This is a genomic window from Streptomyces dangxiongensis, assembly GCF_003675325.1.
GTDB lineage: Bacteria > Actinomycetota > Actinomycetes > Streptomycetales > Streptomycetaceae > Streptomyces > Streptomyces dangxiongensis.
In genome coordinates, this window is the sequence record NZ_CP033073.1 from 1293039 (window position 1) to 1311456 (window position 18418).

Sequence of the window (18418 nt, forward strand, 5' to 3'; positions counted from 1 at the left end):
ATGTGACGATTCCGCCGTTCGGGAGGATGTGAGCACCCGGCCATGGATCGTGGACGACGACTTGTGGGCGCTGATCGAGCCGCTGCTGCCGCCCTGGCCGGAGAAGTCGCCGGGCCCACGGCCGGTGGCGGACCGGCTGTGTCTGCAGGGCATCCTGTACGTCCTGCACAACGACATAGCCTGGCAACTCCTGCCGCTGGAGCTGGGATTCGGTTCCGGGCAGACCTGTTGGCGGCGCCTGGAGCGGTGGCAGCAGGCCGGGGTCTTCGACCAACTGCACCGCATCCTGCTCGCCGAGCTGAACGCGGCCGGCGAACTCGACTGGTCCCGCGCGTGCGTGGACGGCTCCCACATCCGCGCGAAAAAGGGGGCGCCGACACTGGTCCGTCACCGGTCGACCGACGGAAGACGGGTAGCAAGCACCACCTGATCTGCGACGGACGCGGCACCCCGCTCAAGGTCATCACCACCGCGGCCAACGTCAACGACGTCACCCAGACCCTCGCCCTGGTCGACGGCATCCCGCCCGTGGCCGGACGGCGCGGGCGCCCGCGCCGCCGCCCCGACTCGCTCCTCGGTGACAAGGGCTACGACTCCAACCCCAACCGCCGAGAGCTGCGCAAGCGGCGGATCTTGCCGGTCATCTCCCGCAAGGGCGCCCCGAACGTCAAGGGCTTGGGCAAGCTCCGCTACGTCGTCGAGCAGACCTTCGCCCTGCTCCACCAGTTCAAACGCCTTGCCGTCCGTTGGGAACGCCGAACCGAACTCCACGATGCTTTCGTCTCGTTGGCCTGTAGCCTCATCTGCTGGAGACGCCTCAAGAAGGTCCGCCCATGATCGTGTTACGAGCTCTATGACAGCGACCGAGCGAAACGAAGAGCGGGTGCGTTACGGCGTAGGTCGGGGGCTGGAGTACCGGCGGACGTTCGGCCCTGATGGTGGTGTGCGCTCGTGACGGGGCGCATGACTCTGCGGGTGTTCTACGACGGCGGCCTGACGTACGGCCCGGTTCGTGAGGTGCAGGTGGACCCGGGCAAGGCGGTGATCCTGGGTTCGCCGACCAAGTACCCGCCGTGCGGGTGCCCTCGGTGCACGGGCCGCAGTTCGTTGTCTGCCAGATCTCTCCGCCCCGTGGCGGTGGAGCCGAAGGCGACGTGATGCGTGGCTTGGCCATTGGGTGCTGCGCCACTTTGGCCGGTACGCGGGGCCGCTCTACCTGGCTGCGATCCTCGGCGGCTGTGCCCTGGTTCTCGCTGGAACCCTGGCATTCCGGTAACCGCAGCACTCGTCGCTGTCCCCCTTTGCTTCCTGCCGGATTCCCGGCGGGAGTTCCCCGAGAAGAGAGGTAGTCCGACAGTGGAAGAGAACACCAGCTCGGTGGTCCCCGAGGGGGGTGGCCTGCTCGTCGCGAAGCGGAAGATCGTAGCCGCGCGCACCCGTGCCGAGCAGGAGTCTGACGTCAGCAGTGGCCGTTCCGACGGCAACGACTGACGGGAGCGCCCACGTTGCTTGATGCAGCCTCGTGGGTGGTACGTCTGGGCGGGGACAGGTTCCTCGCCCAGACGTACCACCGCTCCTACGCACACTTCCCCGGAGTCGCCGACACGGCAAAGCTGTTCTCCTGGGATGACCTGAACCGGATCATCGCCACGCAGCGACTGGAGCCGCCCCGGCTGCGCCTGTCGGTCGACGGCGAGATGGTCCCGCTCCACCGCTACGCAATCCCGACCACGAACCGCCGCGCGGTCACCTGGTCCCTCATCCAGCCGTCCGACTTCCACGCCCAGCTTAGGGACGGGGCGTCGCTATTCCTGGACGCGGTGGAGAAGATCCACCCCGCCGTGGGGGCGGCTGCGGAGGGACTGGAACGCTTCCTCGGGACTTCGGTGCAGGCCAACGTGTACGCCTCGTGGACCGAGCGGGAGGGCTTCGGCCGGCACTGGGACGACCACGATGTGGTCGTGGTCCAACTGCACGGCTCGAAGCGGTGGCGCCTGTGGGGGATGACCCGTGAAGCGCCCACCTTCCGGGACGTGGAGTCGCCGGAGGAGCCGGAGGGCGACCCGGTGGCGGACCTCGTTCTGTCTCGGGTGACGTGCTCTACCTGCCGCGCGGCTGGTGGCACTCGGTCACCGCTGACCAGGGGACAGAATCCCTTCACCTCACGTTCGGGATGGTCCCGCACACGGGCGCTGACCTGATGCTCTGGGTCGTCGACCAACTCCGGGCGTCCCTCGCGCTCCGCAGGGACATCCCGCGCTTCGGCTCGCTGGCGGAACAGTCGGGCTTCACCGACGGCGTACGCCGTGAAGTGGCCGACATGATGGCGGACCCCCGCCTCGTGGAGCGGTGGGCAGAGTCGATCGACACGACGGACCTGGGCCACGCGATTCCGTCCCTGCCATACGTGGACGGCCTCCCCGCACGGGGGGAGATCACGGTCAAGCTCACCACTCCGAGGGGCCGCCTGACGGCGAACCGCGAACAGGGCACGGTCACCTTCGCGGCGGCCGGTACCGCTTGGGACTTCGCCGAGTCCGTCGCGCCCGCGCTGGGCACGCTGCTGACCAACCAGCCGACCACGCTCGGCGAACTCGCCGACTCCGCCGGACTGGAGGTCAAGGAGGTGGCCGAACTGGTCTCCGTCCTCATCGACGGCCACGCCGTCGCAGTCGTGGGGACGGCGCTGTGACCGCCGCTCTCTGCCTGGGGACATACCGCGTGCGTGCCGTCAGTCAAGCAGCACGCACCGCCCTGGCCGCCGGTAGTCCCTGGGTGGACACGGCCCCGAACTACGCCCGTGGTCTGGCGCATGAGGAACTGCGCCCGGTTATCGGGGAGTACCCCACCGTGCGGGTAGCCACGAAGACGGGGTTCTTCACGGCGGAGCAAGGCCGCACCGCCCTGACTGAGGGCGTGCTCACCCGGGAGGAGGCGGCCGGTAGGCACAGCCTTGAACGGGGCTTCGTCCGCTGGCAGACGAAGCGATCCTTGGCCGCGCTCGGGCGCGTGGACCTTGTGTTCGTGCACAACCCCGAGCACCACGGGCACGGCCTTGACCGTGCCGTTCTGCACGGGCGTGTACGGGAAGCCTTCACAGCGCTGGAGGAGTTCGCCCATGCGGGTCGGATCGGCGGGTACGGCGTCGCCACCTGGTCGGGCCTGACCTCCGGAGCGCTCAGCGTGCCCGAGTTGCTCACGCTCGCCCGGCAGGCGGTCGGTTCCGCTGAGCATCACTTCACGGCCTTGCAGATGCCCGTCAGCTTGATCATGGATGCCCCGATCACACAGGCCCTGAACGGCGGCGGACCACTGGTGCAGGCGAAGGACGCGGGGGTGATCACGTTCGGCTCTGCTCCCCTGCACGGGGGCGGACTCATTGACGCCATGACACCCGAACTGGTGAACCTCATCCGCCCCGGCCTGTCGGCCGCAGCCGCTGCCCTGCTGGCCGCTGGCTCGTGCCCTGGCCTCGATGTCGTCCTCACCTCCGCGAGCATCCGCGAGCACTGGGACGATGCGGCCAAGGCTCTGGCTGCGCCGCTGACGGCCCAGGAACTCAGGAGGGTGACGGATGAACTCGCCGATGGATGAGGAGGTGCAGGCCCTGATGGAGGCCGCCCACGACCGGGCGGCCAAGGCACTGGGCCTCACCTGCACGGGGCCGCTGGCGTGGGGCTTCCTTGGTGTCACTCTCGGACGCCGAGCGGGGGACCGGTGGCTACGGGTCAGCCGGACGGCGAAGAGGAACGCGGGCAGGAAGGCGAAGGAAGGCATCGTCGGCGCCTCGGAGCTGGTGCCCGACGGCGTGCCCCGCCCCCACCTGTACGCGGTGCATGACTGGGCTGACGGCGAGTGGGCCTTCGAGTCGGAAGTCCTGGACTACCTCACGCAACCCATCGTGTCCCCCGACCGGGCCGACATCGACCACGACCCGGGGTTGCCCGACGAGTGGTGGGCGGACCTTCGCCAAGCCCTTGCCCTCCTCGCTGAAGCGGAGGGAGTGAAGGCAACCGTGCGGGACGGGTGGGTCGAACGGGCCTTCCCCCAGTTCCTCGGCATCCCGGCCCCCGCCAGGGTGGAGCGGGTGACCGGTCACGGTGACTTGCACTGGGGCAACCTCACCGCCGCGCCCCTGTGCCTGCTGGACTGGGAGCGGTGGGGACGGGTGCCCTTCGGCTATGACGCGGGACTCCTCCACACCAACAGCCTGCTTGTTCCCGACGTAGCCGCCCGCATCCGCAAGGAGTTCGCGCCGACCCTCGACACCCCGGCCGGCCGAATCGGGGAACTCTCGGCCCTGGCCGAGATGCTGCAAGCCGTAGCCCGTGGCTGGTACCCCGACCTTGCACCACGGCTTGTCGCCCGCGCGGAAGCCCTCACCGGTGTTCGCCCACCCGCCCCGGTACACTCCGAGGTGAGTGCCTGACTTCGTCCCTGTGCGCCCGCCTCAGGCGCTCTCACCGATGTGCCGGTACAAGGGTGGCTCGGGAGATTCCAAGGGCCTTAGCGATGGCTGTTACGCTCTCTCCCTTGGCGTGCCTGGCACGGGCTACGGCTAGCTTGTCGTCGTCCACAACGGAGGGGCGTCCACCCTGGTTGCCCTTGCGGGCCGCAGTGTCCAGCCCTTCCAACGTCTTCTCCCGGACGCCTTCCCGCTCCACCTCGGCGGCCACGGCCAGGACGGCGAACACGATGGCGCCCGCCCCGTTCGGGTCGTACACCCCCTGCAAGGGGCCGGAGATGGCCATGGCGCGGTACGGCAGGCGCCGCGCTGAGGGAGCGAAGAAGCTGGCCGCTTCGAGCGCCAGCCGACTCGGCCTGTCATCCCTGGTCTGACCAGGAAGTTCGCTTGGCTGTTGGTCACGTGGTTGGTCACGCCACAGCCGGAGAAACAGAAAGACCCCAGGTGAACTGGGGTCTCTGCTGGTGGGACGTTCACGAGATCCTTGACCAGCCCCGATAGGGCTAATTGATGTTGAGGTTCCCGCGAGTCCCAAGATCATCCCCCGAGCATATGCCATGCAGGCACTCTCTGCGTCTCACAGCTCGCACAGGCAGCATGAGCTGGAGAGTCCCATGCGCGATTGCACTGTGGACCAAGCTAGGCCGATCGCAAAGGCCGGCATCACCCTCAGTTACGTCGACCGCGTGGCCGTAGGCCATCATCGCGTTCGAGGTTTCGGGCAACCCGCACCAGGCACCACGTGAGTGCGAGCGCGCCTACGCTTACGGGGACAGCGCAGGGACCACGACCACGGAGTCGTCCTTGTTGCAGGCAATCTCAATCGCCACGGCTATCGTGCGGCTGTTGACCATGACGCCGTCGCCCAGCTTGCGAATCCGGTTTGCCGCGCGCATCAGGCAATCGACTTCAAAGACGGGCCGCAGACCTTGCGGACCTGCCAGTTCCAGCGCCGACAAGCGTTCCAGGACCACGCCAGGCCCCCGATGTGCCGAAGCAACATTAAGTTCGCGATAGTGAACGGGATGCTATTCATGTGACTGCTTCGGCGGCAAGCGAGTTGCCACGCCAGACAGGATGGTTACATGCAGGGTGCAAACTGTCCTTCTGCGTAGATAGGCCCATGAGGGCGGTGCCCCGCCGCGGCCACGCCGATGACCGTCCACGAGTACGTCTGGCACTCCTACCGCGATTCCGGACTACAAGCGCGAGGTCCAGCCGAACAACGCGATCCACCGTCGACCCACTGCGACACCGACGTACCAGCACACTTCGGCCCGGCATCAACGGCTGTTCCCTGCCTCGTGGCAAGACCGTCACGTAGGAGTTGCTGTGCCCGGTCAGGGCTATCAATGTGGGCTGCGGTCCGGACAGCTGTGTTGGGTCTCAGCTCAGTAGCACCGAGGGCGTCGAGCGGGCCACGTACGCCAATCCGTCGTACTCACGCATGAGCACCGTCTGAGTCATCGAGAAGCGGTACGTCACGCGTGGCACGCCAGCGCCGAAGGACCTCATGAACTGCTGGCTCTCCAGCCACTCGGCAACGGCGGGCTCGGTCCGGCCGGCGCGGAGATCGATCAGGTGGTCCTCGGAGGTGACCGAGGCCAGCTGGGCCTCGACGGAGCGCGGACCCGCCGCGCTGATGGTGTGCTTCCTGGGCGGTCGTGTCGCGGAGTTTCCGGGACGGGCGCGGAAGGCGCCCTCGCCGAACAGCAGGCCCAGGGCGTAGTACCTCTCACCGTAGTGATCCCTGAGGTGATGGCCCATGGCGGGGATGTCTCGCGCGTAACGGTCGGTGCAGACATGGCCGTTGTGAGCCCAGACGGCCACCTTGCCGGCAGTCCCCTCCTCCAGGGAGACCACTGCCTGGGCCATGTGGCGGTCCCGGGCGGCCAGCGCGCCCGTCTCCTCGCCGTCTCCGCGCGGCGGCCGGGAGGCCACGTCGGCCGCGGCCACGATCAGGCGCGCATGCCTGAGTGCCTGATCGACGGCCGTGTCCCCGATGTGCGAGGCAAGCCGCGGACGCTCTTCCTGGAGGAATCGCTCCAGGTCACGTGCCTCGGCAAGGAGCTGTGGGCGCTGGGCCACCAGTGATCCCGTCCTGGCCTCCGCCAGTGCGCCGAGCACGCCGCCGGTGATGTCCGCCCGTTCTGGAGCCAGCGTGCGCAGCACGGCGCCCAGCGCCGCCAGGGAGGGGCCGCATCGCTGGGGGTCGATGCCAACGAAACGCACGGCCCGGTCCTGGGGAACCGTTCGGTTGTGGTCGCGCATCCACTCGACGACGTCGAGCATTTCCCGGGTCCGCCACGTCCAGAAGCCGAGGCCGGCCACTGCGTCGACGGCATCACCGGTTCCGTGCAGCACGTAGTCGTCGACCGCCTGGGCAGCGGAGGCGCTGGCCTCCATGGCCAGAGCGGTGAACCCCATCTCCTCGACGAGGAAGCGCAGTAACAGGTGTTTGAGGCGGAAGAACTCGGCTGTCCCGTGCGTCGCTTCCCCCATCCCCAGAACACGTACGTCGCGCAGAACCTTGCGCAGTGGCTCTAGGTCACCGTAGCCCGGGTCCGAGGCCTCGGGGTGCAGGCCTTTCAATGGCAAGGCGTTCTCTTTCAGCCAGCGTTGCACTTCCTTGGTCATCGCCATTTCCTTTCGCGTCACCTCTCGACACGGTGAGCCTAGCCTCTATGCGATCACGCCCGAACGGACCGCACGCATTTCGGCCGAGAGTTCCGCCAGGTCCTCCAGGGCCGCATTCCAGCCATGCGCGAGACCTACACCTGCGCAGTTGAGGACCACTTCGTCCACGCCCACTCGGGCGTATTCGGCCAGTGCGCCGGCCACTTCCCGCGGGGTGCCGTACGCGAAGGTTCCCGAGTCGACCAAGGCACATGCGTTGAGATAGGGCTGTGACGGGTGCACCCGCAGCCCCGCGCGCCTGAGCATGTCCGTGTAGTGCGGGGCGCCCAGGTGTGTGTGGGCGGCTGCGTAGGCGAGTTGGCGGGGATCGCGCCCGTGGCGGTCGACGGCGACATGTACGACGGTGACCAGGCGCGGGACGTGGCGGCCCGCCGCCTGGGCGCCGCGCCGGAGAGCCGGCACCACATCACGCGCCAGGTACCCTGGCGGCGTCATCCAGGTGATCGCCACATCGGCCGTCTCGCCCGCGAGACGGGCGAGTGCAGGGCGGAGGACTCCGAGGCCGATATCCACACCGGCATGACCGAGATCCGGCAGGTCCGATGCCGGCCAACCGGCCTCGGGCGCTTCGTGCCGCTGCTCGGTGAGAAAGTCGCGCACCTGTCGGAGATAGTCGGCACACGCGGCTTTCGGGCTGTCGTACGGCTTTCCGCACAGACTCGCCACGAAGTCGGGGGATCCCGGGCCCAATCCCAGCGTCACCCGCCTGCCGGTCAGACGGGCCAGGGACCGGGCGTGCGCCGCTGCTTCCATGGGGTGACGCAAAGGCATCAAGGTGACGGCCGTGCCGAACAGGATTCGGAATCCCATGCCCGCGAGGTAGGCGAACATCTGATGGGTTTCGATGGTGACGGACTGGCCCTGCCACAACCGCGGCATGTCCTCGCTCCTAACGAGTTCCGCGAAGGGAACCGCGTCGGAGGGGTCCGTGGGCATGACCGGAACGATGAGCGATGTTTCCATGAACTGGCCTTCACTGAGAGGCGGGTTCGCCGAGATATCCCGCTGCCTGCAGGTTGAACAGATGGGCGTACATTCCGTCGGCGCTCAGCAGGTCCTCGTGACTCCCTTCCTCGACCACCCTGCCCTGATCGAGGACCACGATCCGGTCGGCGATGCGCACCGTGGCGAACCGGTGCGCGATGATGAGCGAGGTGGCCTCCGCCGCGATGTCACGAAGTCGGCCGAAGATCTCGGACTCGGCCTCGGCGTCGATGGCCGACGTCGGTTCGTCGAGCACCACCACCGGAGCCCTACGCATGAAGGCCCGACTCAGAGCCACCTTCTGCCATTGACCGCCCGACAGTTGCCGGCCCTCCTCGAAGTGCCGGCCGAGCATGGTGTCGTACCGGTCCGGAAGGTCGGACACCACGGTGTCGACCCCTCCGGCCATGGCTGCGGCCCGGATGCGCTCGTCGTCGTCCATCGCCTCGATGCGACCGAAGCCGCTGTTGTCGCGGACGGACATCTCGGGGAAATCGCCTACTGGCTGATCTGGGCGCAGAGCCTGCCCACACTGGCCCAACGGCGCAACGCCTGCCTGCTGTTCTGTCTCGGCGCCGGCTGCGGGCTCGCCGTTGAGGATCTTGTGTACGTTCAGGGGCGGGATATCCTCGCGGGCCCCACCGGCCGGGCACTGGTCAAGGTGCACGGGCGCCGTCCGCACACTGTCGTATGCCGGTACGCCTACGAGGAACTGCTGCTGGCGGAAGCCGCCCACATCCCGGCAGACGCGTACGCCTTCCGGCCGGACTGGCAGGACCGCACCAGCAAGCACATCGCATCGGACTGGCTGGCCAGGTACCCGCGGATCATCGGCCGTTGTGACGGTGCAGTGCTGCAGACCCAGCGGCTGCGTACGACCTGGCTCGTCGAACTGCCGAATGCAGGTATTCCGCTGAAGGTGATCCTCAAAGCGTCGGGACTCGGGACCCTGCACAGCCTCTCGCGCTACCTCGTCTTCCTCCACGACGTGCCCGAAGCGGAGGCATCCGAGCTGTTGCGGGGGTCGGCATGAGCAGGAAGAACCCGGAAGACAAACCTTGCCGGCGTACCGGCCTCGCTTTACGCCCTGCACCGCAGGCCCCCGGCCGTACCCTCAGCGACCGAGTTGTGAGGCAGGTCTTCGACCTCGTGCGCCACAGCGGAGTACTGGAACGCCTTCCCTCCAACGAGCACCGGCCGGGCCCGAAGGGCTTCCCGCTCCGCACAGTGCTGATCGGCCTGATCTTGTCGCAGTACATGGGCAAGAGCACGAACATCAACGACGCATGGGAGACGCTCTTCTTCGCCTTGTCTCCAGGGTCCAAAGCCCTCCTTGACGTCCCCAACGTCGACCTGCACATCCGCGAGGGCGCAACCCGAGAAGAAATCGACCGCGTCGCGCACCACCAGTACGCGACGTCGAAGCGCGTCTACCGGTCCTGGTCCTCGATGACCCGGCGCCTCGACCCTGCACCGCACGACCGCCGCAAGCGGCTGTCTCTCAGCGAGGCCAAGAAGATCCGACGGAAGTGGAATGCCCGCGACAACCAGGACACCGTGCGTAACCTGGAGGCCATCCCCCAGGATCTGATTCTCGCTCCGGTGATGGCTTCCTACCGGCGCGGCGACTTCGCTCGGTGGCCTGGCCACATCGCGGTCGACGACACTCCGGTTCCGGTCTGGGGCAAAGAGCCGGACTACCACCAGGACCGGGCCTCGCTTGAGATCACCGCCGGGATGTACGTGAAGGGAGGAACGCAGAAGAAGTCGGGGCCCAGCGGCAAAGCTGCGGCCTCCACGAACACTGGCACCCGGCGCGGCACGGCGAACAAGCCAGCGACTCGCAAGACCAAGTCGGCACAGGAGAAGAAGGCCAAGGCGCAGGAGAAGAGAGAGTTCCGCTACGCCATGATGGCCGCGTTCCCGGGCCATGGCCATGGCGACCTCGCTGGCGCCTACCCGGCGGTCTGCCTCGGCATGATCCTTCACACCCCGGGCACCGAACCCGGCCCGGCCGCCCTGCGCGCCATCCAGCCGGCGTTCGAACGAGGCCTGGTCAAAGACCTGTTCTGCGCCGACCGGGGCATCACCCAGGCCAAGCCTCACAACCTGCATCTGCAGCTGCTGAAACTCGGTCTCAACGCGGTGAAGCACTACAACGACGACAAGGTCGACCGGCAGGGAGAGTTCCGCGGCATGCAGCTGGTCGGCGGCGAGTTCTACTGCCCGCTGATGCCCACCCCGCTCGTCACCGCGGGGGCCACATACATCGACAGCCGCACGGACGAGGACCGCGCCCACGCACTCAACCTGATCCAGTCCCGGAAGGACTACCAGGCCAGGATCAAGGAGTACGGGCCCGCAGGGGACCAGCGTCGACAGTGCCCCGCCCTCGGGTCCCACGCCACGGTCACCTGCTACCGCCGGCCCCAGCCACGCCCGTCCACCGTCGTCGACCTCGACGCCCCCACCGTGCGCACCGCGGCAGCCCTGCCCACCATCCCCAGGCCCAAGCGGGACACCCCCGTCTACCCCGACATCTGCAGGGGGGAAGAGCATCACCGTCCCGGGCACCGTGTTGGCCAAGTGGCGGCAGAAATACCCCCTGTTCACCCCTCTGTGGCAGGAAGCCTGGTCCGGACTGCGCAGTCAGAACGAGGGCGGCAACGGCAACCTCAAGAAGTCCGCCCTCGACAGCATCGACAATCCCCAGCTCCGCCTGCCGCACGGACGCGTCGCGCAGACCCTGCTCAATGCCGTCATCATCTTCGTGGCGAACCTCAGAGCCATCCGACGGTTCCTCCGCGACCAGGGCATCCAGCCCCGCAGAGCCAGCACGCAGAGCGCCGCAACCCCACTCAGTGAGCCCTCCGATCCACGCCGGGCGCGACCGCTTTCGACCGAGCAGGTCGAGCTTCCGCCACGCGAGTGACACACCCCCGCTGCGCTCCACCCCCTGAAAACCCCACATGCCTGCGCCACGGCTACCAGCCGTCGCGCAGGCATGTCCTGTTTCCGCGGGTGAGAGGCGCAGTACCTGGACCGCCACCGCCCCACCCCCTCACCGAGCCGATCACGAGGCTCGAAGGCCGCAGGAACGACGAAAAACCGGTGAGTCACATGACTCGACCGGTAATTCGTGAACGCTTCAGGACGATCTCGTGAACGTCCCTGTGCTGGTGTCCGAGGGGGGACTTGAACCCCCACGCCCGATAAAGGGCACTAGCACCTCAAGCTAGCGCGTCTGCCATTCCGCCACCCGGACCAGGTGTTTGCCGCCACGTGTGTTCCCCGCGGCGACATGGACAACAATACCAAGGTTTCGGAGTGCGTTTCACCTGCGTATCCGCACGCCGGGCGGTGTGCGGAGGCCCGGGTGGCGGTGGATCGGCGACGGTGCACGGCGCGCGAGATCGCGTGCACGGCACGTGAGGGTGACGGCGCGAGCCGGGGGCTTACGGGCAGCGTACGACCTGGCCGGCGTACGACAGATTGCCGCCGAAGCCGAACAGCAGCACCGGGTCGCCCGTGCGGAGCGCTCCCTGTTCGGCCAGTTTGGAGAAGGCGAGCGGGATGCTGGCGGCCGACGTGTTCCCGGACTCGGTGACATCGCGGGCGACCACCGCGTTGACGGCGCCGATCTTCCGGGCCAGCGGCTCGATGATCCGCAGGTTGGCCTGGTGCAGGACGACCCCGGCCAGATCCTCGGGTGCCATCCCGGCCTTCTCGCAGGCCTGGCGGGCGATGGCCGGCAGGCGGGTGGTGGCCCACCGGTAGACGCTCTGCCCCTCCTGGGCGAACCGCGGCGGCGTGCCCTCGATCCGTACGGCGTGGCCCATCTCCGGCACCGACCCCCACAGCACGGGCCCGATCCCCGGCTCCTCCCCCGGCCGGCAGGCCTCGACCACGGCGGCCCCCGCGCCGTCGCCGACGAGGACGCAGGTGCTGCGGTCGGTCCAGTCGGTGACGTCGGACATCTTGTCGGCGCCGACGACCAGGGCGCGGGTGGCCGCGCCGGCCCGCACGGTGTGGTCGGCGGTGGCCAGCGCGTGGGTGAACCCGGCGCACACCACGTTCACGTCCATCGCGGCGGGCCGCGGGATGCCGAGCCGGGCCGCGACGCGGGCGGCGGTGTTCGGGGAGCGGTCGATCGCGGTGGAGGTGGCGACGAGGACCAGGTCGATGTCGTGGGGCGCCAGGCCGGCCGCGGCGAGCGCCTTGGCGGCGGCGTGCGCGGCGAGTTCGTCGACGGGTTCGTCGGGGCCGGCGATGTGCCGGGTGCGGATGCCGACCCGGCTGCGGATCCACTCGTCACCGGTGTCGACCATGCCTGCCAGATCGTCGTTGGTGAGCACCTTGGCGGGCTGGTAGTGACCGATGGCGGCGATGCGCGAGCCGTTCATGCAGGGGATCCCCTCGTTGCCGGGTAGCGGGATCCTCCAGTCTGAGCAGTGACTCACGGGTACGACGGCAGGTGAAGTCACAGGAATCGCGCGCCGGGATTGTCGGCTCCGGTCAGACCGTCGGACGTGCGGGCGAGCGCCGCCTCACTTCCCGGTCCCGGGAGCGGGCCGCACGCCCGCCCTCCCCGTGCAGGACAATGAGACGGTGCAGGTCGCCTCGCCGTACGACGGCCCGGTGACCCACGGCTGCATCAAGGGCCGTTCCGGCCACCACGTACCGAACCCGGGGCTGATCAGAACATGGGACGAGTCACGGAACGACGCAGGGTCCTCCGCATCCGGGACGGGGAGGTGTCCGCCCGGCCGGACACGCTCGTCGCCGAGGAGCCCCTGGAGATCCGGCTGAACGGCAAGCCCCTCGCCATCACCATGCGCACCCCGGGTGACGACTTCGCGCTGGCGGCGGGGTTCCTGGTGAGCGAGGGCGTCCTGGCCACGGCGGCCGACCTCCAGAACATCGTCTACTGCGCGGGGGCCACCGGAGACGGTGGCGCGAACACCTACAACGTGGTCGACGTGAGGACCGCGCCGGACGTCACCCTCCCGGACTTCCGTCTGGAGCGGAACGTCTACACCTCGTCCTCGTGCGGACTGTGCGGCAAGGCCGGCCTGGACGCGGTCCGTACGACCACGCGCTGGCCGATCGCCGACACTCCCCCGCTGCGCGTCACGCCCGAGCTGCTGGCCGGCCTTCCCGACCGGCTGCGCACGGCCCAGCGCGTGTTCGACCGGACCGGCGGCCTGCACGCGGCGGCCCTGTTCGGCGAGGACGGGGAGCTGCTGGACACCCGGGAGGACGTGGGCCGGCACAACGCGGTCGACAAGCTGGTCGGCCGGGCGCTCCAGCACGGTGGTCTGCCGCTGTCCCGGACGATCCTCATGGTGTCGGGCCGGGCCTCGTTCGAGCTGGCGCAGAAGGCGGTGATGGCGGGCATTCCGGTGCTGGCGGCCGTGTCGGCGCCGTCCTCGCTGGCGGTGGACCTGGCGGCGGAGACCGGCCTGACGCTGGTCGGCTTCCTGCGGGGCAGCTCGATGAACGTGTACGCGGGCGAGGACCGCATCGTGCTAGGGGAGACCGAGACCGCCCCCCAAGGCTGATCGCGCGCCGACCCCGGCCCGGTGCCCAGGTGCCGATGCCAGTGCCTGAGCCGCTGCCCCGGTACCGGTCCGGTGCACCGGTGCCTTCCGTGGGCGGTGACCTGCTCACCCCCGCCCTCGCCGCACTTGCCCCCCCACGGCCGCCTGGTCGCGTACAGCTCGGGCGGCGGTATCGTCCGGGCGTACGACCTGCTGGTCGGGGCCAAGTCGGTGATCGGCTTCCAGATGGCGCTGATCGCCCGAGGCCGGCCCGAGGTGTACGAACGGTGGCGGTGGGAGCTGTGGCGGCTGTACGCGGAGGGCGCCGTGCGGCCCGCCGTGCACGGGGAGCTCGCCCGGGCGGACGCGGCGAAGGCGCACGAGGTGATCACCACCCGGGCCAGCCTCGGCGAGGTCGTCCTGCGCCCGTAAGTGCCCGCACGCTTCTTGTGAGGCGCCGCACCCCCCAACTACCGTCGGAGGAACGGACATCGGACGTAGGATGTCCGGACGTCCGGTTGTCCGGCCGACGAAGGGCAGGTCGCTCCGTGCCGTCAGGTCTTCGCACCCGTCTCAGATCCGCACTGGCCACCGCCGTCCTCACCACGGGCGCGCTGCTGACCCCACTCCTCCCGGCCCATCCGGCGCAGGCGCGACCGGCCGGCGGCGCTCCACAGTTCGAGCAGCAAGTGCTGTTCCGGGCCTCCCAGGACCCCGGGTACGCCTGCTTCCGTATCCCGGCGGTCGTGCGGGCGGCCGACGGCACACTGCTGGCGTTCGCCGAGGGCCGGGTCCTCAACTGCGGGGACGCGGCCGACATCGACATCGTGCTCAAGCGGTCCACCGACGGCGGGCGCACCTGGGGCCAGTTGCAGGTGGTCGACGAAGGCGCCGGCGACACCCACGGCAACCCCGCGCCGGTCGTGGACCGCTCGACCGGCCGTGTCTGGCTGGCGGAGACGTACAACACGGGCCGTACGGACAGCGCCAGTTGCTCGGTGCCGTGCGATCGCACCCCCCATCTGCGGTACAGCGACGACAACGGCGGTACCTGGTCGCCGCCGCGCGACCTGAGCCCGGAGATCCTGCCCGCCGACTGGAACTCCTGGTACGCCACCGGGCCCGTGCACGGCATCCAGCTCACCCACGGCCGGTACGCGGGGCGCCTGGTGTTCGGGGTCAACACCGAGACGTGGGACGGCAGCGGGGTGAGCGCCAACCACGCGGCACTGATCGTGAGCGACGACCACGGGGGGCACTGGCGGATCGGCGCCACCGACACCTGGCCCGTCGCCGCCGACGGCACCTTCCGGCAGAAGCCCTCCGAACTCACCCTGGCGGAGCGCGGGGACGGTTCGATCCTGGTCAGCGGCCGGGAACAGGACGGCACCGACCTCGGCCACCGTACGCAGGCCGTCAGCCGCGACGGCGGCGGCGGCTTCACCGCGCCCTTCCGCCCCCTGCCCGGCCTGTACACCCCGCAGGTGCAGGGCTCGCTGCTGCGCCTGGGCGACCGCCTGCTGCTCGCCTGCCCCGCCGATCCCGACCGGCGCCGCACGATGATGATCCGCTCCTCCTACGACGGCGGCCGGACCTGGGACGCCGTGGACCGCGGCACGGTGGTCACCACGGACTGGTCCGGCTACTCCGACCTGGTGCGCGTCGATCCCGGGACGGTCGGTCTGCTGTACGAGGGCGGCGCGGTGGACGCGCGGGACGAGATCCGTTTCGCCCGCTTCACCGAGGACTGGCTCACGCCGCGCCGCGGTCCCGATCCGGTCACCGCCGACCGCGCCCGGCACGCCCGCCCGGCCGCGGTGCTCGGCGACGCGGAGGAGACGGACGGGGTGTCCGGGGACGCACTGGAGTTCGACGGCACCGACGACGCCGTACGCCTGCCGTACCGCCCGGAACTGCCGCTGGGCGGGAGGGACTTCACGGCGTCGCTGTGGTTCCGGTACGCGGCGACGACCGGGGAGCAGCCGATGCTGTGGATGGGCGGCATCGGCACCGGCCAGCCGCAGGTGTGGCTGCGCGGGGAACCGGCGAACCACCGCCTCCAGGGGCTGATCACCGTGCGGGACGGGTCCGGTGCGCCGCAGACCGCGTACGTGCGCACGGACACCGCGTACAACGACGGCCAGTGGCACCACGCCGTACTCCGCCGGGGAGCCGGCCGGCTGTCGCTGTCCGTCGACGGCGCCCGGTCGGACGTCACCGGCCCACCGGGTTCCGTCAGCCGCAACTCGCCCTTCGGCGTCCACGTCGGTCAGCGCATGGACGGCCGCGCCTTCTTCACCGGCGCGCTGGACGAGGTGCGCGTCTGGGACCGGGCACTCACCGACACGGAACTGTCCGATCCGCGGGTGCTCCGGTCAGCGCAGGACACCGTCGTGTGGCTGCCCCTGGACGCCGTGGACGGCTGACTGACCGGCCGGGTCCGCGCCCACCTCCGGATCGCGGGCCCGGCGCTTGGCGACGACGGCGCACACCATTAGCTGCATCTGGTGGAACAGCATCAGCGGCAGGACGGCCAGCGAGGCGTGGGCGCCGAACAGGACGCTCGCCATGGGCAGCCCGGAGGCGAGGGACTTCTTCGACCCGGCGAACTGGAGGGCGATCCGGTCCTCGCGGCCGAAACCGAGCGCCCGGCCGCCGTACCAGGTCAGGGCCAGCATCACGGCCAGCAGGACGGCCTCCACGGCGAGCAGGCCGGCCAGCCGTACGGCGCTGACCTGGTGCCAGACGCCCTGGTTCACGCCCTCGCTGAACGCGGTGTACACGACCAGCAGGATGGAGCCGCGGTCGACGAGTCCGAGGACCCTCCTGTGCCGGGCGATGAAGTCCCCCACCCAGCGCCGCAGCAGTTGCCCGGCGAGGAACGGCACCAGCAACTGGCCCACGATCTTCACCAGGGAGTCGGCGGAGAAACCGGCCTCGCCGCCGAGCAGTCCGGCCACGAGCAGCGGGGTCAGGACGATGCCGGCGAGGGAGGAGAAGGAGCCGGCGCAGATCGCCGCGGGCACGTTGCCGCGGGCCATGGAGGTGAACGCGATCGACGACTGGATCGTGGACGGCACCAGCGTCAGGAACAGCAGGCCCTGGTAGAGCGGCTGGGTCAGCACGGCCGGCACGAGCCCGCGCGCGGCGAGCCCGAACACCGGGAAGACGATGAAGGTGCAGGCCAGGACGGTGAGGTGGAACCGCCAGTGGGTGAGTCCGGCCAGCGCCTCCCGGGTGGACAGCCGGGCGCCGTAGAGGAAGAACAGGAAGGCGATCGCGGCCGTGGAGGCGCCCGAGGCGACGTCCGCGCCGGTGCCGCGGGCCGGGAGCAGCGCGGCGAGGCCCACCGTCCCGAGCAGCAGCACGATGTACGGGTCGATCGGCATCCAGGTCGGCCAGCGCAGGCGTTTCACGGTGCTCCGATGTGCTGTGCGTGTGTCGTCCGGTCCCGGGCCCGCGGGGCCCCTCATCCATCGTGCCTCTCCGGCGGACGATCGGGAAACCCGCACACCACTCTGACAGTCATCATGATTCGCGATGACCGGGCCTAGGCTGGGGGTGTGTACGAACCGACGCAGTTGCGCACCTTCCTGGCGGTCGCCCAGACGTTGAGCTTCACGCAGGCGGCCCGGCGGCTCGGGCTGCGCCAGTCCACGGTCAGCCAGCATGTGCGCCGGCTGGAGGACGCGGCCGGCCGGCTGCTGTTCTCGCGGGACACCCACGCGGTGGAGCTGACCGGGGACGGCGAGGCGATGCTGGGGTTCGCCCGCCGGATCCTGGCGGTGCACGAGCAGGCGACGGCGTTCTTCACCGGGACGCGCGTGCGTGGCCGGCTGCGTTTCGGTGCCTCGGAGGACTTCGTGCTGACCCGGCTTCCGGAGATCCTGGAGGCCTTCCGGTACGACCACCCGGAGGTCGACCTGGAGCTGACGGTGGAGCTGTCCGGCACCCTGCACGAGCGGCTGGCCGCCGGGAAGCTGGACCTGGTGCTGGCCAAGCGGCGGCCGGAGGATTCCCGCGGCACGCTGGTCTGGCGCGACGACCTGGTGTGGATCGGCGCCGAGCGGCTGCGCCTGGACCCCGACCGGCCGGTGCCGCTGATCGTGTACCCGCCGCCCGGCCTCACCCGGGCCCGAGCGCTGGAGGTGCTGGAGCGGCAGGGCCGGCAGTGGCGGATCGTGTGCACCAGCGGCAGCCTCAACGGGCTCATCGCCGCGGCCCGGGCCGGGCTCGGCGTGATGGCCCACTCCCGCCGGCTGATCCCGCCCGGCCTGTTCCGGCTGCCCGAGCGCTCCGGCCTGCCCGAACTGGGAAAGGTCGACTTCGTCCTCGCCCACGGCCGCCACCGGGGCGCCACCGAGGGCGCCGCCGACGCCCTGGCGGCAGCGGTCCTGGCAGGCGGAGAACGACTCCGGCGGCGGGGCGGGTGACGGGGCGGGGGGCGGGTGGAGGAGCCGAGTGGCGGCCGGCTTCCGCGGCGGCGTGGCCGACGGCGCCGACAGGGCTGACGGCGGGAGTCGGTGCCAGCGGGGCCGGGGGTACGTCAACTGCATGACGCGGCGGACAGGGGCACGGGATTCCGGACCGCCCAGGCCCGGGCTCCCGGATGCCCGGACTCCGGCCCGGGGCCGCGCGGGCGCGCGCAGGGCCGTAATCGGCCGGTACAGATTCGGTGGAGATTACGGTACCGAAACTTACTGACCCGTCAGTATTGTGTCCGGCCCTTACC

Annotated in this window: 15 protein-coding genes, 1 tRNA gene and 5 pseudogenes; 12 read left to right on the top strand and 9 right to left on the bottom strand. The window is 69.8% G+C overall.

Annotated features, from left to right (window positions below; genetic code table 11):
* The first annotated feature begins 28 nt into the window (after positions 1 to 28).
* The 5 genes and pseudogenes from D9753_RS05625 to D9753_RS05645 all read left to right on the top strand — a co-directional run bounded on the left by D9753_RS05625 (position 29) and on the right by D9753_RS05645 (position 4429).
* Positions 29 to 837, top strand: a protein-coding gene (locus D9753_RS05625) for an IS5 family transposase (RefSeq protein WP_240468051.1) whose coding sequence is annotated in 2 segments (ribosomal slippage) — positions 29 to 346 and positions 349 to 837 — 807 coding nt in all. Because the reading frame shifts where the segments join, the coding sequence is not laid out codon by codon here.
* 519 nt (positions 838 to 1356) lie between these two features.
* A complete protein-coding gene (locus D9753_RS38640) occupies positions 1357 to 1491 on the top strand; it encodes a hypothetical protein (RefSeq protein WP_276209419.1) in 135 nt (44 codons plus the stop codon).
* 14 nt (positions 1492 to 1505) lie between these two features.
* Positions 1506 to 2692, top strand: a pseudogene (locus D9753_RS05635) (cupin domain-containing protein).
* Positions 2693 to 2721: 29 nt separating this feature from the next.
* Positions 2722 to 3594 carry an aldo/keto reductase gene (locus D9753_RS05640; RefSeq protein ID WP_338057962.1) on the top strand — a complete coding sequence of 291 codons (873 nt, stop codon included), beginning with the start codon at positions 2722 to 2724 and terminating at the stop codon, positions 3592 to 3594.
* Complete coding sequence (locus D9753_RS05645) at positions 3575 to 4429, top strand: hypothetical protein (RefSeq protein ID WP_121786000.1); 855 nt, start codon at positions 3575 to 3577, stop codon at positions 4427 to 4429. Before D9753_RS05640 ends, D9753_RS05645 begins: the two co-directional genes overlap by 20 nt.
* Before the next feature lie 31 nt (positions 4430 to 4460).
* Here the strand turns inward: D9753_RS05645 and D9753_RS05650 are convergent, their stop codons facing one another.
* From D9753_RS05650 to D9753_RS37650, 6 genes and pseudogenes are all read right to left on the bottom strand, one after another.
* Positions 4461 to 4751 carry a helix-turn-helix domain-containing protein gene (locus D9753_RS05650; RefSeq protein ID WP_121786001.1) on the bottom strand — a complete coding sequence of 97 codons (291 nt, stop codon included), beginning with the start codon at positions 4749 to 4751 and terminating at the stop codon, positions 4461 to 4463.
* 478 nt (positions 4752 to 5229) lie between these two features.
* Positions 5230 to 5436 (bottom strand): annotated as a pseudogene (locus tag D9753_RS05655) (hypothetical protein); the annotation flags it as partial.
* 415 nt (positions 5437 to 5851) lie between these two features.
* Complete coding sequence (locus D9753_RS05660) at positions 5852 to 7102, bottom strand: erythromycin esterase family protein (RefSeq protein ID WP_121790920.1); 1251 nt, start codon at positions 7100 to 7102, stop codon at positions 5852 to 5854.
* A 45-nt stretch (positions 7103 to 7147) separates the two neighbouring features.
* Positions 7148 to 8125, bottom strand: coding sequence for an LLM class flavin-dependent oxidoreductase (locus D9753_RS05665; RefSeq protein ID WP_121786002.1), 978 nt, complete (start codon positions 8123 to 8125; stop codon positions 7148 to 7150).
* Positions 8126 to 8135: 10 nt separating this feature from the next.
* Positions 8136 to 8423 carry a hypothetical protein gene (locus D9753_RS37645; RefSeq protein ID WP_240468527.1) on the bottom strand — a complete coding sequence of 96 codons (288 nt, stop codon included), beginning with the start codon at positions 8421 to 8423 and terminating at the stop codon, positions 8136 to 8138.
* An 18-nt stretch (positions 8424 to 8441) separates the two neighbouring features.
* Positions 8442 to 8630 (bottom strand): annotated as a pseudogene (locus D9753_RS37650) (ABC transporter ATP-binding protein); the annotation flags it as partial.
* Between the two features lie 177 nt (positions 8631 to 8807).
* Between D9753_RS37650 and D9753_RS05675 the strand changes: the two are divergent.
* Together D9753_RS05675 and D9753_RS05680 are read left to right on the top strand one after the other, a co-directional pair.
* Positions 8808 to 9179 carry a hypothetical protein gene (locus D9753_RS05675; RefSeq protein WP_163010630.1) on the top strand — a complete coding sequence of 124 codons (372 nt, stop codon included), beginning with the start codon at positions 8808 to 8810 and terminating at the stop codon, positions 9177 to 9179.
* Positions 9180 to 9274: 95 nt separating this feature from the next.
* Positions 9275 to 11011 (top strand): hypothetical protein, encoded by a 1737-nt coding sequence (locus tag D9753_RS05680; protein WP_121786005.1) that lies wholly within the window; start codon positions 9275 to 9277, stop codon positions 11009 to 11011.
* A 312-nt stretch (positions 11012 to 11323) separates the two neighbouring features.
* On the opposite strand, the gene D9753_RS05685 is transcribed toward D9753_RS05680, so the two are convergent.
* Together D9753_RS05685 and D9753_RS05690 are read right to left on the bottom strand one after the other, a co-directional pair.
* Positions 11324 to 11411 (bottom strand) — tRNA-Leu (locus D9753_RS05685).
* A gap of 190 nt (positions 11412 to 11601) precedes the next feature.
* Positions 11602 to 12549 (bottom strand): beta-ketoacyl-ACP synthase III, encoded by a 948-nt coding sequence (locus tag D9753_RS05690; protein ID WP_121786006.1) that lies wholly within the window; start codon positions 12547 to 12549, stop codon positions 11602 to 11604.
* A 181-nt stretch (positions 12550 to 12730) separates the two neighbouring features.
* Here D9753_RS05690 and D9753_RS37655 point away from each other — a divergent pair.
* From D9753_RS37655 to D9753_RS05710, 4 genes and pseudogenes are all read left to right on the top strand, one after another.
* Positions 12731 to 12832 (top strand): annotated as a pseudogene (locus tag D9753_RS37655) (2Fe-2S iron-sulfur cluster-binding protein); the annotation flags it as partial.
* A gap of 17 nt (positions 12833 to 12849) precedes the next feature.
* The gene (gene fdhD, locus D9753_RS05700; protein ID WP_121786007.1) at positions 12850 to 13707 is read left to right on the top strand and encodes a formate dehydrogenase accessory sulfurtransferase FdhD; all 858 of its coding nucleotides are present in this window, start codon (positions 12850 to 12852) and stop codon (positions 13705 to 13707) included.
* Between the two features lie 86 nt (positions 13708 to 13793).
* A pseudogene (locus tag D9753_RS05705) lies at positions 13794 to 14118 on the top strand (zinc-binding dehydrogenase); the annotation flags it as partial.
* A gap of 116 nt (positions 14119 to 14234) precedes the next feature.
* Positions 14235 to 16112 (top strand): sialidase family protein, encoded by a 1878-nt coding sequence (locus D9753_RS05710; protein WP_121786008.1) that lies wholly within the window; start codon positions 14235 to 14237, stop codon positions 16110 to 16112.
* Here D9753_RS05710 and D9753_RS05715 read toward each other — a convergent pair.
* On the bottom strand, positions 16062 to 17102 hold the full coding sequence (locus D9753_RS05715) for a bile acid:sodium symporter family protein (protein WP_121786009.1): 1041 nt from the start codon (positions 17100 to 17102) through the stop codon (positions 16062 to 16064). The two genes, D9753_RS05710 and D9753_RS05715, sit on opposite strands and share 51 nt — an antisense overlap.
* Before the next feature lie 147 nt (positions 17103 to 17249).
* Between D9753_RS05715 and D9753_RS05720 the strand changes: the two genes are divergently transcribed.
* Positions 17250 to 18119: a LysR substrate-binding domain-containing protein gene (locus tag D9753_RS05720; RefSeq protein ID WP_121786010.1), complete on the top strand. Its 870-nt coding sequence runs from the start codon at positions 17250 to 17252 to the stop codon at positions 18117 to 18119.
* The last annotated feature ends 299 nt before the right edge of the window (positions 18120 to 18418 follow it).

Excerpts from the sequence above, each read along its gene's own strand:
- D9753_RS37645 (WP_240468527.1), bottom strand. The coding sequence starts at position 8,423 with ATGCGTAGGGCTCCGGTGGTGGTGCTCGACGAACCGACGTCGGCCATC.
- fdhD (WP_121786007.1), top strand. The coding sequence starts at position 12,850 with ATGGGACGAGTCACGGAACGACGCAGGGTCCTCCGCATCCGGGACGGG.
- D9753_RS05690 (WP_121786006.1), bottom strand. The coding sequence starts at position 12,549 with ATGAACGGCTCGCGCATCGCCGCCATCGGTCACTACCAGCCCGCCAAG.
- D9753_RS05650 (WP_121786001.1), bottom strand. The coding sequence starts at position 4,751 with ATGGCCATCTCCGGCCCCTTGCAGGGGGTGTACGACCCGAACGGGGCG.
- D9753_RS05645 (WP_121786000.1), top strand. The coding sequence starts at position 3,575 with ATGAACTCGCCGATGGATGAGGAGGTGCAGGCCCTGATGGAGGCCGCC.
- D9753_RS05665 (WP_121786002.1), bottom strand. The coding sequence starts at position 8,125 with ATGGAAACATCGCTCATCGTTCCGGTCATGCCCACGGACCCCTCCGAC.
- D9753_RS05660 (WP_121790920.1), bottom strand. The coding sequence starts at position 7,102 with ATGACCAAGGAAGTGCAACGCTGGCTGAAAGAGAACGCCTTGCCATTG.